This window comes from Massilia niastensis DSM 21313, assembly GCF_000382345.1.
Taxonomy (GTDB): Bacteria; Pseudomonadota; Gammaproteobacteria; order Burkholderiales; family Burkholderiaceae_D; genus Telluria; species Telluria niastensis.
Window position 1 is genome coordinate 102894 of the sequence record NZ_KB908081.1, and the last position, 14057, is coordinate 116950.

Below are 14057 nucleotides of genomic sequence, written 5' to 3' on the forward strand. Positions count from 1 at the left end.
AATGGAGGCAGGACAATGGCAAAGGTATTGGTGCTGTATTACTCGACCTATGGACACGTTGAAACGATGGCCAATGCGGTCGCCGAGGGCGCGCGCTCGACCGGGGCGACGGTCGACCTGAAGCGGGTGCCGGAGACGGTCCCCGAAGAAATCGCGAGGAAGAACCACTTCAAGTATGACCAGGACGCGCCGGTCGCGACGCCGAACGAACTGGCCGACTACGACGCGATCATCATCGGCACCCCGACGCGCTACGGCCGGATCGCGGGGCCGATGGCATCCTTCCTGGACCAGACCGGCGGCCTGTGGGCGCGCGGCGCGCTGAACGGCAAGGTCGGCGGCGCCTTCACGTCCACCGCCACCCAGCACGGCGGACAGGAAACGACGCTGTTCTCGATCATCACCAACCTCCTGCACTTCGGCATGACCGTGGTGGGCCTGCCCTACAGTTACCAGCCGCAGATGACGCTGGACGAGATCGTGGGCGGCAGCCCCTACGGCTCGTCCACCATCGCCGGCGGCCAGGGCCAGCGCCAGCCGACCGAGCTCGAACTGGGCGGCGCGCGCCACCAGGGCAAACTGATCGCGCGCACGGCCAACAAGCTGTTCGGCTGAGCGCGGCTGCGGCGGGTGGGTAACAGCGGGGCGGTGCGGCAAATCTTGCCGGACTTTGTTATTGTTGCAGGCACCCCGGCCGCGGGCCGGGCCGCCCCTGTTCCGCGCGACAGGGCGCAACTTCCCCGCCAACTTTCCAGCCACGACCATGACCGACCTGTCCGCGTTTCCCATCACCAAGAAATGGCCCGCCCGGCATCCCGACCGGCTCCAGCTGTATTCGCTGCCGACGCCTAATGGCGTCAAGGTAGCGATCATGCTCGAGGAAACGGGGCTCCCCTATGAGGCGCACAAGGTCGACTTCGCGACCCACGACCAGACCTCGCCGGCCTTCCTGTCGCTGAATCCGAACAACAAGATCCCGGCCATCATCGATCCCGATGGGCCCGGCGGCAAGCCGCTCCCCCTGTTCGAGTCCGGCGCGATCCTGGTCTACCTGGCCGAGAAGACCGGCCAGTTCCTGCCCGCGGACCCGGCCGCCCGCTACCAGGCGATCCAGTGGCTGATGTTCCAGATGGGCGGCGTCGGACCGATGTTCGGCCAGGTCGGCTTCTTCCACAAGTTCGCGGGCAGGGAATACGAGGACAAGCGGCCGCGCGACCGTTATGCCCACGAGTCGCGCCGCCTGCTGGGCGTGCTCGAGCAGCAGCTGGCCCGGCAGCGCTGGATCGCCGGCGACGACTACACGATCGCCGACATCGCGACCTTCCCATGGGTGAACAACCTGGTCGGCTTCTACGATGCCGGCGAGCTGGTCGGCATCCAGGATTTCAGCCACGTCCAGGCGGCGCTGGAGCGCTTCCGCGAGCGTCCGGCGGTCGCCAGGGGCCTGAAGATTCCGGCCTGAGCGCCCTGAAGGCCAGGGCGCCGTTGGCCTGCGCGGAGGGTCCTCAGGCGCGCGGGCGCTGGCGGTGGAAGACCAGCGGGCTGTAGGGCACGGCCGAGGGCGGCGGCGAGTTGAGGATGCCCGGCTTCATCGCGCCGACCACGTGCATCTCGCACGGCTTGCAGTCGAAGCGCAGGGTGTAGCGCTCGTCGCCGCTGACCAGGGTCATGGGTTCGGCGCGGACCTGGCCCTGCACGCCCTGGACGCCCTTGGCCTGCTTCGGGCACAGGTTGAACGAGAAGCGCAGGCAGTGCTTGGTGATCATCAGCGACACCTCGCCCGGCTCCTCGTGCGACTCGTAGGCGGCATCGATCAGCTGCACGCCATGCTTCCGGTAGAAGGCGCGCGCCTTCTCGTTGTAGACGTTGGCGAGATAACTGAGCTGGGTTTCCGGATAGCTGGCGCGCGGCTCCGCCGGCGCCTTGCGCGGCGGGCGCTCCCAGGCCGCCAGGCGCGCCGCCTCGTGGGCCGCGATGGCGTCGCGGCGCAGGGCGTTGATGCTTGCCGCCGGCACGAACCACGGCTGGTCGAGCGCGAGCTCGACCCGGCCGGCCTCGAACATCGTGTTGCCGAGCTTGGCCAGGCTGGCGCGCAGCGCGGCCTCGGCCTGGGCGGCCTGCTGGGCCGGCTGGAGGGCGATGTCGGCGCTGGTGTCGCTGGCGATGCCGTCTTCGTCGACGATCGACAGGCGCAGGCCGGTCGGATGCCCGGCCAGCAGCAGGTCGAGGCGCACCTTGCGCTCCGAGGACTTCTTGTTCAGGGCCGCTTCCCACTGGTGGTCGCGGTTGCGGTGGATGACCGTGCCGGCCTTGAATCCCGGCAGGGTGGCCAGCGCCTCGTTCGGGAACACGCGCCAGCGCTGGCCTTCCTCGTCCTCGCCCAGCTTCTCGGCGCGGTTGGCCTGGATGCCGACCGTGGCGCGCTTGTGCATGTAGTTCAGGCCATCGCCGTTGGCCATCGGGGCGGTGGTCAGCAGGTCGAAGTGGTCGCCGCCCAGCCTGGTGACCGTGCCCAGCTCCACGCCCACGTACTTGGGCGTATCGAAGGCGCCGATGTCCTGCTGGCGGCCCTGGGCGAAGTAGTCGGTGTGGCCGCGGTGGAAGTTCTTGTCGACGTCGGGGGTGAACTGCACGCGGGTCTCGCCGCTCGAGGCGCGCGTGAACCCGGGGCGGCGTTCGAGCAGCTCGTCCAGCAGCAGGCGGTAGTGGGCGGTGATGTTCTTCACGTAGCCCATGTCCTTGTAGCGGCCCTCGATCTTGAAGGAACGGATGCCGGCGTCGACCAGCGCTTCCAGGTTGCTGCTCTGGTCGTTGTCCTTCATCGACAGCAGATGCTTCTCGTAGGCCACCACGCGGCCCTGGCCGTCGCTGAGCGTGTAGGGCAGGCGGCAGGCCTGCGAGCAGTCGCCGCGGTTGGCGCTGCGGCCGGTGTCGGCGTGCGAGATGTAGCATTGGCCAGAGAAGGCCACGCACAGCGCGCCGTGGATGAAGTATTCGAGCGGGGTGTCGACCTCGGCGCGGATCTTGCGGATCTGCTCGACGGTCAGTTCGCGCGCCAGCACCAGCTGCGAGAAGCCGACGGCGCCCAGGAATTTCGCCTTCTCGACGGTGCGGATGTCGCACTGGGTCGAGGCATGCAGCTGGATCGGCGGCAGGTCCATCTCGAGCAGGCCCATGTCCTGGACGATGAGGGCGTCCACGCCGGCGTCGTACAGCTGCCGGATCTGGCGGCGCGCGAGCTCGAGCTCGGAGTCGTGCATGATCGTGTTCATGGTGACGAAGATGCGCGCGCGGTAGCGGTGCGCGAACTCGACCAGGCTGGCGATGTCCTCGAGCGGATTGCTGGCGTTGTGGCGGGCGCCGAAGGCCGGGCCGCCGATGTAGATCGCGTCGGCGCCATGGAGGATGGCTTCGCGGGCGATCTCGGCGGTCTTGGCGGGCGCGAGCAGTTCGAGCTGGTGGTCGAGAAGGGACATGGGAGCATTCCTTTGGATCGAAGCCCGGAATTATAGCCAGAACAAGCCTGCAAGTCAGCCCGCGCGCCGCCTGCCGTGGCGTTCCCGCCGCTGCTTCAGCGCGCCCCGGCCGCCGGCGCCGCGTCCGGGATGTGTTCCAGCAAGGACACCGCCTCGCGCTGGTCGAGGCTGGGGCGTCCCGCCGGGAAGCGCTTGAGGACGGCGGCAAGCTGGTCCATGCTTTCGGCAGCCCTCGGCGTGGCGTACCACCAGTGGGCGCGCGTGATCGCGGTGCGCAACAGCCAGGCCAGCGCTCCTTGCGCCTCGGCAATTGCCGCGGCCTCGTCGAGCACCTCTTCCGCTTGCCGCAGCGACTTGCCGTTGGCCAGCATCCAGATCGCCTTCTGGCGGGTCAGCTCGGCGGCGCACCAGCCGGACACCCCACGGCCGACACGGGCGAAGTCAAGCGGCCCCGCCACCTGCGGCGCCAGCGTGAAGAAGGTCTCCGCCTGCGGGCCGGGCGAGAGCGACGCCATTTCGCCGGCGCGCATGCCGCCCTGCAGGGCCTTGTACAGCCGGGCCCAGGACTGCCACTGCTTCAGGCCGTTCCTGTGCGAGCGCTCGTACAGCAGGTCGGCGTAGAGCGCGGCGGCGGGCTGCTCGCCATTCCAGAACGCGACCGGGCAGGCGCAGATCGACAGGGCCAGGCACAGGGAGATCGGGTGGTCGATCTCGAGTGCGCGGTCGACGCTTTCCGCCCCGAACGCCGCCGCTTCCTCGCTGTAGCCGGACAGCCAGCGGATGCGCGACTGCAGGGCGGCCGCGGCCACCTGCTGGTCGTACTGCACGCCGCTGTAGCGGGTGTTCTGGTGCGGTGCGCGCGGCTGGCGGTACAGGCGCTCGGCATGGAAGCGCGCACGCTGCTGTTCGCCGTGGAAGTGCAGGGTCAGCGCCATGGTGCGGTCATACAGGATGTCGGCGACGCGCGAGCGGTTTCGGGTGCGGTAGGGCGCGTACACGTGGCTGAGCGCCAGCGCCTGCGCATAGTTGCCCTGCATGACGTAACTCACGCAGATGCCGCTATAGGTGCGCGCCTGTTCGATCCCGTTGCCGAGCGCGCGCGCCAGTTCATAGGCGCGCGCGAAGGCGGCGACGACGTCCTCGTAGGGACAGTTCAGGTGGAACAGGGCATTGCCCAGGCTCGACTGCAGCGCCATCTCGGTGGCCGCGTCGGCGGCGAAGGGCAGGGCGCGCTGCACCAGCACGCGCTGCTCCTCGAGCAGGGACAGCTCGCTCCACAACAGCGCGGAGGCGCTGGCCAGGCGCACGCCGAGCTCGTGATCGCCGTCCTCGCCGAAACTCCAGTTCAGCGCCAGCCGCACATCCGCCACCCGCTTGGCGTAGCGCGCCTGCCAGCGCTTGGCGTCGAGCAGCTCCCAGTCGGCGTGCGCCTCGGCCGCCAGGTCGAGGCTGCGCAGCGCATGGGCGTGGCGGACGCAGGCGACTTCGCCGGCCTGCGCCAGGCGCTCGGCGGCATAGCTGCGGGTGGTCTCGAGCATCCGGTAATCGACGTCGCGGCCATCGCTTTCGCAGACCAGCAGGGACTTGGCGGCAAGGTTGAACAGCAGCGCGGGATCGAAATCGGCGGCGCCGGCCGGGTTGGCGCCGCTGACGGCGCGCGCGCAGTCCACGGTGAAGCTGCCGGCATACACCGACAGGTAGCGCAGCATGCGCTGCTCGGCGGGTTCGAGCAGCGCGTAGCTCCAGTCGAGCACCGCGCGCAGCGTCTGGTGGCGCGGGTCGCCGAAGCGGCGGCTGCCCGACAGCAGGGCCAGGCAATCGTCCAGGCCGGAAGCGACGCCTTGCAGGCCCAGCACCTGGACGCGCGCGGCCGCCAGTTCGATCGCGAGCGGGAGGCCGTCCAGCCGGCGGCAGATGTTCGCCATCAGGAGCACCTCGTCCGAGCGCACCAGTCCGGCGCCGAGCGCGCCGGCGGCGCATTCGGCGAACAGGCCGAGCGCACTGAACTCCGACAGCGCCCAGGCGCCGAGCGGCGTGTCCGGCTCCGGCACGGTGAGCGGCGCCAGGCGATGCACCCGCTCCCCCGGCAGGCCGAGGGCTTCGCGGCTGGTCGCGAACACCTTGAGGCCGCGCGTCACGCACAGCAGGTCGGCCAGCAGGTGGGCCACCGGCGCGGCCAGGTGCTCGCAGCTGTCGACGATCAGCAGCAGGCGGCGCGAACGCAGGTGTGCGCAGATGCTGGCCAGCGGATCGTCCGACAGCACCTTCAGTTGCAGCGCCGAGGCCAGGGTGCTGGTGATCAGGGCCGGATCGGTGACGGCCCCCAGGTCGAGCAGGCAGACGCCATCGGGGAAGCTGGCGGCGGCCTGCCGGGCCGCCAGCAGCGCCACCGTGGTCTTGCCGATCCCGCCGGGGCCGACGATCGTCACCAGCCGGCTGTCGCCGAGTTCGCCAGCCAGCGCGGCCAGCGCGCCCGCGCGGCCGATGACGCGCGGCGCCAGGCGTCGGTCGGAGGGGAATAGCGGGGCCGGCGCGGGCCGGAAGGCGGCGGCGTCGCCGTGGGTCACCGGCGCCACGAAGCTGTAGCCGCGGCCGGCGATGTTCTCGATGTGGCGGCCGCCGGCATCGTCGTCCAGCGCCTTGCGCAGCGCGCTGACGTGCACCCGCAGGTTCGATTCCTCGACACAGCTGCGCGGCCAGGCGCGCGCGATCAGCTCGTCCTTGCCGACCACTTCCCCGGCGCGTTCGAGCAGGATGGTCAGGATGTCGAAGGCGCGGCTTCCGAGCGGAACCGGATGGCCGTCCTTGAGCAGTACCCGCCGCACGGGAAGCAGCTCGAAGGGGCCGAACGTGAAAGTCGAAATATCGTGATCCATGCAATAAGCGCCAAAGCGGGTGCGACCGGGAGGCGCATTGATGGCCTGGGCGCTCCGGTTGCCTTTGTAAACAGCAATAGTTTAGCGTAAGTACACGCTTCATCGGGGGAAGTTCACAACGTTTAACAGCCGCGTACCCAAACTGCATGGATGGCCGGGGTGCTATCGATGTCATCGGGCCGCGGGGAACGGCGTGTTAGCGCAAACGCCTGTCCCGGGAAATCGATTTCGCCCGCATTTCCGGAGAGCGCCAGGCGCGGCCGGCGTGCTGCTTTCATTCCTGTAACTGTGCTAACATAGTTCAAACAATCAGCGTCGACAGGAAAGCGCGAAACATGACGAAACCCAAATACGAGGCCATCCGCGAGGAAGCAGAGCGCGGCAAGCCGACCATGGTCGACGTCGCCAAGCTGGCCGGGGTCTCCGCGATGACGGTGTCGCGTGTCATGAACGGCAAGGGGCTGGTGCGCGAGAGCACCCGGCGCAAGGTCGCCGAGGCGGTCGCGGCCCTGAACTACACCCCCAACCAGGAGGCGCGCAATCTTGCCGGCTCCAAGCCGATCCGCGTCGGTTTCCTGTACAGCAACCCGAGCGCCGCCTACCTGAGCGAATTCCTGGTCGGCCTGCTGACCCAGTCCGGTCTCAACAATGTCCAGCTGTTCGTCGAAAAATGCGAGGCCGGCGAACAGGAAGCCGAACAGGCGCTGCGCCTGATCGAGAACGGCCTGGACGGCATCATCCTGCCGCCGCCGCTGTGCGACAGCGAGGCGGTGCTCAGCTGCATCAACGAGGCCGAGATCCCGGCCGTGGTGGTGGCCTGCGGCCTGCCCGACGCGCGCGTGGGTGCGGTCAGCATCGACGACTACGACGCCGCCTACCGCATGACGCGGCACCTGATCGCCCTGGGCCACCAGCGCATCGGCTTCGTGGTCGGCCATCCGAACCAGACCGCCAGCGCGCGCCGCCTGGCGGGCTATCGCGCCGCCATTGCGGAGAAGGGCGCCGACGCGTCCGAGGAACTGGTGGTGCAGGGCATGTTCACCTACCGTTCCGGCCTCGACGCCGCCGAACTCCTGCTGTCGCTCGGCGAGCGTCCGACCGCGATCTTCTGCAGCAACGACGACATGGCCGCCGCCACGGTGGCGGTCGCGCACCGGCTGGGCCTGGACGTGCCCGGCGACCTGACCGTCACCGGCTTCGACGACACGGCCCTGGCCACCACCATCTGGCCCGAGCTGACCACGGTGCGCCAGCCGATCGCCGGCATGGCGCGCGAAGCGGTGCAATCGCTGGTGCGGCGCGTGCGCGCCATGCGCGAAGGCGAAGCGGCCGAGCCGGAACAGATCCGCATGGATTCCGAACTGGTGCGGCGCCAGTCCGACGCCGCGCCGCGCAACCGGCCGCCCGCACGGCTGCCGGCCACGCCCGCCAGGCGCTCCCACGCCTGACCGGCCGCGCGGCCCGCGCCCGCCGTCTTCTTTCCTCCTGCGCTGTGACGTCCGCAACACACTTGCGGCCGTGCCTGCCGTCTTTGTTTCCCCATCTGCCGCAGCGCCCAATATTCCATTGACAATGCTCGGTGGCCCCGTTTAGACTGAAATGGTTGCGATAACATTTCTGTTATCAGAATGTTTGGGGGGGCGGACAGGGCAAGGATGCCGGCGTCCGGCCCGCGCCACGATGTGGCGCGTCGACGCTGGCATATTCACAACGTTTTGCAGGCCAGGGGCCCCGATCCGGGCGATGGCGATACCGAGAGAGACAACATGACCGCATTCCAAGCCGAGATGCTGCCCGAGGACCTCGGGCAGGCACTGATGGTGGGCCGCGTCTGGCGCGCCGCGCCGGTCGATGGCCCGGCCGTGGTCGCCGTACGCGGCGGCCGCCTGGTGGACATCACCCGCCACGCCGCCACCGTGGCCGACCTGTTCGAACACGAGCGCGACCAGCTGCTGGCGATCGTGCGCGAGGCCGAGGGCGAGGACCTGGGTCCGGCCGCCGCCCTGGTCGAAGCGGCCGCCGCCGGCCAGGCGGGCGCCTTGCGCCTGCTCGCGCCCTGCGACCTGCAGGCGATCAAGGCCTGCGGCGTGACCTTCGCCGTCAGCCTGCTGGAGCGCGTGATCGAGGAGCAGGCCAAGGGCGATCCGGCGCGCGCCAGCGCGCTGCGCCAGCAGCTGCAGGCCTCGATCGGCGGCAACCTGTCCGAGATCGCGCCGGGTTCGGAGGCCGCGCTGCGCCTCAAGGCCGAGCTGCAGGAACGCGGCCTGTGGTCGCAGTACATGGAAGTGGGCATCGGCCCGGACGCCGAGGTGTTCACCAAGTCGCAGCCGATGTCGGCCGTCGGCCATGGCGCTGATGTCGGCCTGCATCCATCCTCGCACTGGAACAATCCGGAGCCGGAGATCGTCCTGGCCGTGAACAGCCGCGCCGAAGTCGTGGGCGCCACCCTGGGCAACGACGTCAACCTGCGCGACATCGAGGGCCGCAGCGCGCTCCTGCTGGGCAAGGCCAAGGACAACAACGGTTCCTGCGCGATCGGCCCCTTCATCCGCCTGTTCGACGCCGGATTCGGCATCGACACGCTGCGCCAGCTCGAACTGCGCATGCTGATCGAAGGCGCGGACGACGGCTTCGCGCTCGAAGGCAGCAGCCGCATGCGCGAGATCAGCCGCGATCCGCTCGACCTGGTGGCCCAGACCTGCGGCGCCCACCACCAGTATCCGGACGGCTTCATGCTCTTCCTCGGCACCATGTTCTCGCCGATCAAGGACCGCGACGCGGCGGGCGGCGGCTTCACCCATCACGCGGGCGACCGCGTCAGTATTTCCACCCCTTCGCTGGGCACCCTGGTCAACCGCGTCCAGCGCAGCGACCGGATCGCGCCGTGGACCTTCGGGGTGCGCGCCCTGTACCGCAACCTGGCCCGGCGCGGCCTGGCGGCGGCCGCGGACGTTCGCAGCGCGTGAACCGCACACCATCAAACCACCTGAGAATCCCATGTCCGACACTTCCCAACAAGACCTGATCTACGCGGTCTATCCCGACCTCGCCGGCAAGCGCGTCGTCGTCACCGGCGGCGGCAGCGGCATCGGCGCCGAGCTGGTCGCCGCCTTCGCCGGGCAGGGCGCCCGCGTCTGGTTCCTCGACATCGCCGAGGAGGCCGGGCGCGCCCTGGCCGCCTCCCTGGCTGAATCGGTCGACGGTCCGCGCCACGCCCCGCGCTTCATCAAGTGCGACCTGACCGACCTGGCGGCGCTCAAGGCGGCCTTCGAGGACATCGAGGGGGAAGCCGGCGGCGTCGACATCCTGCTGAACAATGCGGCCAACGACGACCGCCACGACATCGAGGAGGTGACCCCGGCCTATTGGGAAAACCGGATGAACGTCAACCTGCGCCACCAGTTCTTCTGCTCCCAGGCCGTGATCCCGGGCATGAAGAAGCAGGGCGATGGCGTGATCCTGAACTTCGGCTCGATCTCCTGGCACCTGCCGCACACCGAGCTGTCGCTGTACATGACCGCCAAGGCCGCAATCGAAGGCATGACGCGCGGGATGGCGCGCGACCTCGGCAAGTACGGCATCCGCGCCAGCACCGTGGTCCCGGGCGCCGTGCGCACCCCGCGCCAGCAGGCCCTGTGGCACACGCCGGAAGAGGAAGCGCGCATCCTGGCGGGCCAGTGCCTCCCGGCGCGGGTCGAGATGCAGGACGTGGCCGCGCTGTCGCTGTTCCTGGCCTCGAGCAATGGACGCCGCTGCAGCGGCCGCGAATACTTCGTCGACGCGGGCTGGTACGGCGCATGAACACGACTGCACCGGACTGCCTGTGGGAAATCAAGGCGACGCTGGGCGAGGGCGTGCTGTGGCATGCCGCCACGCGCCAGGTCTGGTTCGTCGACATCAAGGAGCGGCGCATCCACTGCTGCGAGGCCGATGGCCGCAACCGCCGCAGCTGGCATGCGCCGGGACAGGTGAGTTTCATCGTGCCCGCGGCCGACGGCGGCTTCGTCTGCGCACTGGAAGATGGCCTGTACCGCTTCATCGAGACGCGTGGCGAATTCGTCCCGCTGGCGAAGATCGAGGCCGAGGAGCACGGCAACCGCTTCAATGACGGCCATGTCGACGCCGCGGGCCGCCTGTGGTTCGGCTCGATGGACGACAGCGAAGAACAGGCGCGCGGCGCCCTGTACCGCTTCGACGGCCGCCTCGTGCGCCGCATGGACGAGGATTATGTGATCACCAACGGTCCCGCCGTCAGCCCGGACGGCCGCACCCTTTATCATACCGACACGCTGGCGCGGCGCATCTACGCCTTCGACCTGCTGCCGGACGGCGGCCTGGCGCACAAGCGCGTGTTGGTCGAGCTGGAAGGCGGCGGCTACCCGGACGGAATGGCGGTCGACGCCGAAGGGCACCTGTGGGTCGCGACCTTCGGGGGCTGGCGCATCGACCGCTTCGACACCCAGGGACGCAAGCTGGGGGAGGTACGCTTCCCCTGCGCGAATATCACCAAGCTGGCTTTCGGCGGCGACGACCTGCGCACGGTGTACGTGAGCAGCGCGCGCAAGGGCTTGTCCGCCGCGCAGCTGGCCACGCAGCCGCTCGCGGGCGGGCTGTTCACGTTCCGCGCCGATGTGCCGGGACTGCCGCAGCACGCGCTGCGGCTGCAGGAGTAAAAAGGATGAACGACACCACCAAGCGCCGCTTCCGGTCCCAGGACTGGTTCGACAACCCCGAGCGCATCGACATGACCGCGCTCTACCTCGAGCGCTTCATGAATTACGGGATCACCCCGGAAGAACTGCGTTCGGGCAAGCCGATCATCGGCATCGCCCAGAGCGGCAGCGATCTCTCGCCGTGCAACCGCATCCACCTGGAGCTCAGCAAGCGGGTGCGCGACGGCATCCGCGACGCCGGCGGCATTCCGATGGAATTCCCGCTGCACCCGATTTTTGAAAACTGCCGCCGCCCGACCGCGGCGCTGGACCGCAACCTGGCCTATCTCGGCCTGGTCGAGATCCTGCACGGCTATCCGATCGACGCCGTCGTGCTGACCACCGGCTGCGACAAGACCACCCCGGCCCAGCTGATGGCGGCAAGCACCGTCGACATCCCGGCGATCGTGCTGTCGGGCGGGCCGATGCTGGACGGCTGGTTCGAGGGCGAACTGGTGGGCTCGGGCGCGGCGATCTGGAAAGCACGCCGGCGCCTGGCGGCGGGCGAGATCGATGAAGACAAGTTCCTCCAGATCGCGACCGCGTCCGCTCCCTCGGCCGGGCACTGCAACACCATGGGCACGGCATCGACCATGAACGCCGTGGCCGAGGCGCTCGGCATGTCGCTCACCGGCTGTTCGGCGATCCCGGCGCCTTACCGCGAACGCGGCCAGATGGCCTACGAGACCGGCCGCCGCATCGTCGCGATGGCGCACGAGGACCTGCGTCCGTCGCGCATCCTGACGCGCGACGCCTTCCTCGACGCCATCGTGGTCAATGCCGCGATCGGCGGCTCCAGCAACGCCCAGCCGCACATCGTGGCGATGGCGCGCCATGCCGGGGTCGAGATCACGCCCGAGGACTGGATGGAAGTCGGCTACGACGTGCCCCTGCTGCTCAACATGCAGCCCGCCGGCAAATACCTGGGCGAGCGCTTCCACCGCGCCGGCGGCACGCCGGCCATCATGTGGGAGCTGGAACAGGCGGGCAAGCTGCGCTCGCGCCGCCCGAGCGTGACCGGCCGCAGCATGGCCGAGAACCTGGCGGGGCGCGAAAGCGGCGACCGCGAGATGATCCGTCCGTTCGCCGATCCGCTCAAGCCGAGCGCCGGTTTCATGGTCCTGAAGGGCAACCTATTCGACTTCGCGATCATGAAGACCAGCGTGATCTCGGAAGCCTTCCGCGCCCGCTACCTGTCCACGCCCGGCTCGGAAAACCGCTTCGACTGCCGCGTGGTCGTGTTCGACGGTTCGGACGACTACCACCACCGCATCAACGACCCGGCGCTGGAGATCGACGAGCGCACCATGCTGGTGATCCGCGGCTCCGGGCCGGTCGGCTGGCCCGGTTCGGCCGAAGTGGTCAACATGCAGCCGCCCGACGCCCTGATCAAGCGCGGCATCACGGCGCTGCCGACCCTGGGCGACGGCCGCCAGTCCGGCACCTCGGACAGCCCGTCGATCCTGAATGCCTCGCCCGAGAGCGCCGCCGGCGGCAACCTGGCGCTGTTGCGCACCGGTGACGTGGTGCGCGTGGACCTGAACCTGGGCCGCTGCGACGTACTGCTGGCCGACGGCGAACTGGAAGCGCGCCGCAGGGACGCGCCGCCCGCCATCCCGGCCAGCCAGACCCCCTGGCAGGAGATCTACAGGGCCACCGTGGGCCAGCTGCACACCGGCGCCTGCATGGAAATGGCCTTGCCCTACCGGGGCGTGGGACAGGACATGCCGCGCCATAATCATTGAAGTCGGGGATGGAGGGTGGCGCGGCCACGGTTTTTTCAGCAGAATAGCAAGACCCGCGGCAGGAAACGACTGCGCTGGTGATAATGAAGATAAATAGGAGACGTAAATGAAAAAGATGATCAAGGCCGTCAGCCTGGCCTGCGCAATGCTGTTTTCCGCGGGAGCGGCGCATGCGGATGCCCAGAATCCGAAGATCGGCTTCTCGATCGACGACCTGCGGCTGGAACGCTGGACGCGCGACCGCGACTACTTCACCCAGGCCGCCGAAAAGCTCGGCGCCAAGGTGTATGTCCAGTCCGCCGACGCCAGCGAGCAGCGCCAGATCGCCCAGATCGAGAACCTGATCGCGCGCGGCGTCGACGTGCTGGTGATCGTCCCCTACAACGCCACGGTGCTCAACAACGCGATCCGCGAAGCCAGGAAGGCGAAAATCAAGGTGGTTTCCTACGACCGCCTTATCCTGAATGCCGATATCGACGCCTACATCTCGTTCGACAACAAGGCCGTGGGCGAACTGCAGGCGCAGTCGCTGGTCCAGCTCAAGCCGAAGGGCAACTACTACCTGCTGGGCGGCGCCCCGACCGACAACAACGCCAAGATGCTGCGCGAAGGCCAGCTCAAGGTGCTGCAGCCGCTGATCGACAAGGGCGACATCAAGGTGGTGGGCAAGCAGTGGGTCAAGGACTGGAGCGCGTCCGAAGCCCTGTCCATCGTCGAGAACGCGCTGACCGCCAACGGCAACAGGATCGACGCCGTGGTGGCCTCGAACGACGCCACCGCCGGCGGCGCGATCCAGGCCCTGGCCGGGCAGAAGCTGGCCGGCAAGGTCGCCGTCTCGGGCCAGGATTCCGACCTGGCGGCGGTGCGGCGCGTGATCGCGGGCACCCAGTCGATGACCGTCTACAAGCCGCTCAAGGAGATCGCGGCGAACGCCGCCAGGCTGTCCATCCAGCTGGTGCGCAACGAGAAACCCGCCTACAACGCCCAGCTCAATAACGGCGCCAAGCAGGTCAACACCATCCTGCTCAAGCCCATCCTGCTGAACAAGTCGAACATCGACCTGCTGGTCAAGGACGGCTTCTATACCCAGGCCCAGCTGGCCGGCAAGTGATCCGCAACTGATCTGGAACCGGGCCGCGTCCGCCGCGAGGCGGACCGGAGGCGGGTTCGGGAACCGGGAGCGTCGTCGACGCTTCCGGCTGGCCGCGGCACGCCCGGTTCTTTCGACGCAACCCATTGAACTGAGAC

The 14057-nt window shown here is 68.8% G+C and carries 10 protein-coding genes; 8 read left to right on the plus strand and 2 right to left on the minus strand.

Translation table 11 applies throughout. The features are described 5' to 3' along the window. The first annotated feature begins 15 nt into the window (after window positions 1–15). Window positions 16–615 carry an NAD(P)H:quinone oxidoreductase gene (gene wrbA / locus H162_RS0105340; RefSeq protein WP_026354258.1) on the plus strand — a complete coding sequence of 200 codons (600 nt, stop codon included), beginning with the start codon at window positions 16–18 and terminating at the stop codon, window positions 613–615. Between the two features lie 148 nt (window positions 616–763). Continuing rightward, window positions 764–1462: a glutathione S-transferase N-terminal domain-containing protein gene (locus tag H162_RS0105345; protein ID WP_020652421.1), complete on the plus strand. Its 699-nt coding sequence runs from the start codon at window positions 764–766 to the stop codon at window positions 1460–1462. Window positions 1463–1505: 43 nt separating this feature from the next. Here the strand turns inward: H162_RS0105345 and H162_RS0105350 are convergent, their stop codons facing one another. Then, window positions 1506–3476 carry a peptidase U32 family protein gene (locus tag H162_RS0105350; protein ID WP_020652422.1) on the minus strand — a complete coding sequence of 657 codons (1971 nt, stop codon included), beginning with the start codon at window positions 3474–3476 and terminating at the stop codon, window positions 1506–1508. 95 nt (window positions 3477–3571) lie between these two features. After that, window positions 3572–6352, minus strand: coding sequence for an ATP-binding protein (locus H162_RS0105355; RefSeq protein ID WP_020652423.1), 2781 nt, complete (start codon window positions 6350–6352; stop codon window positions 3572–3574). A 335-nt stretch (window positions 6353–6687) separates the two neighbouring features. Here H162_RS0105355 and H162_RS0105360 point away from each other — a divergent pair, with 335 nt between their 5' ends. From H162_RS0105360 to xylF, 6 genes are all read left to right on the plus strand, one after another. Next, a complete protein-coding gene (locus tag H162_RS0105360; RefSeq protein WP_020652424.1) occupies window positions 6688–7800 on the plus strand; it encodes a LacI family DNA-binding transcriptional regulator in 1113 nt (370 codons plus the stop codon). A 318-nt stretch (window positions 7801–8118) separates the two neighbouring features. Beyond that, a complete protein-coding gene (locus H162_RS0105365) occupies window positions 8119–9318 on the plus strand; it encodes a fumarylacetoacetate hydrolase family protein (RefSeq protein ID WP_020652425.1) in 1200 nt (399 codons plus the stop codon). Between the two features lie 31 nt (window positions 9319–9349). Further along, window positions 9350–10153 (plus strand): D-xylose 1-dehydrogenase, encoded by an 804-nt coding sequence (xylB, locus tag H162_RS0105370; RefSeq protein ID WP_020652426.1) that lies wholly within the window; start codon window positions 9350–9352, stop codon window positions 10151–10153. Then, window positions 10150–11025 (plus strand): SMP-30/gluconolactonase/LRE family protein, encoded by an 876-nt coding sequence (locus tag H162_RS0105375; RefSeq protein WP_020652427.1) that lies wholly within the window; start codon window positions 10150–10152, stop codon window positions 11023–11025. The genes xylB and H162_RS0105375 overlap by 4 nt, the downstream gene beginning before the upstream one ends. A 5-nt stretch (window positions 11026–11030) precedes the next feature. Further along, window positions 11031–12809, plus strand: a complete 1779-nt coding sequence (locus H162_RS0105380; protein WP_020652428.1) for an IlvD/Edd family dehydratase — start codon at window positions 11031–11033, stop codon at window positions 12807–12809. 106 nt (window positions 12810–12915) lie between these two features. Then, window positions 12916–13920, plus strand: coding sequence for a D-xylose ABC transporter substrate-binding protein (gene xylF / locus H162_RS0105385; protein WP_020652429.1), 1005 nt, complete (start codon window positions 12916–12918; stop codon window positions 13918–13920). Window positions 13921–14057 lie beyond the last annotated feature (137 nt).

Bases quoted from the DNA above. Each gene is read 5' to 3' on its own strand.
- H162_RS0105380 (WP_020652428.1), top strand. From the start codon at position 11,031: ATGAACGACACCACCAAGCGCCGCTTCCGGTCCCAGGACTGGTTCGAC.
- H162_RS0105350 (WP_020652422.1), bottom strand. From the start codon at position 3,476: ATGTCCCTTCTCGACCACCAGCTCGAACTGCTCGCGCCCGCCAAGACC.
- H162_RS0105345 (WP_020652421.1), top strand. From the start codon at position 764: ATGACCGACCTGTCCGCGTTTCCCATCACCAAGAAATGGCCCGCCCGG.
- wrbA (WP_026354258.1), top strand. From the start codon at position 16: ATGGCAAAGGTATTGGTGCTGTATTACTCGACCTATGGACACGTTGAA.
- xylF (WP_020652429.1), top strand. From the start codon at position 12,916: ATGAAAAAGATGATCAAGGCCGTCAGCCTGGCCTGCGCAATGCTGTTT.
- H162_RS0105375 (WP_020652427.1), top strand. From the start codon at position 10,150: ATGAACACGACTGCACCGGACTGCCTGTGGGAAATCAAGGCGACGCTG.
- H162_RS0105365 (WP_020652425.1), top strand. From the start codon at position 8,119: ATGACCGCATTCCAAGCCGAGATGCTGCCCGAGGACCTCGGGCAGGCA.
- H162_RS0105360 (WP_020652424.1), top strand. From the start codon at position 6,688: ATGACGAAACCCAAATACGAGGCCATCCGCGAGGAAGCAGAGCGCGGC.
- xylB (WP_020652426.1), top strand. From the start codon at position 9,350: ATGTCCGACACTTCCCAACAAGACCTGATCTACGCGGTCTATCCCGAC.
- H162_RS0105355 (WP_020652423.1), bottom strand. From the start codon at position 6,352: ATGGATCACGATATTTCGACTTTCACGTTCGGCCCCTTCGAGCTGCTT.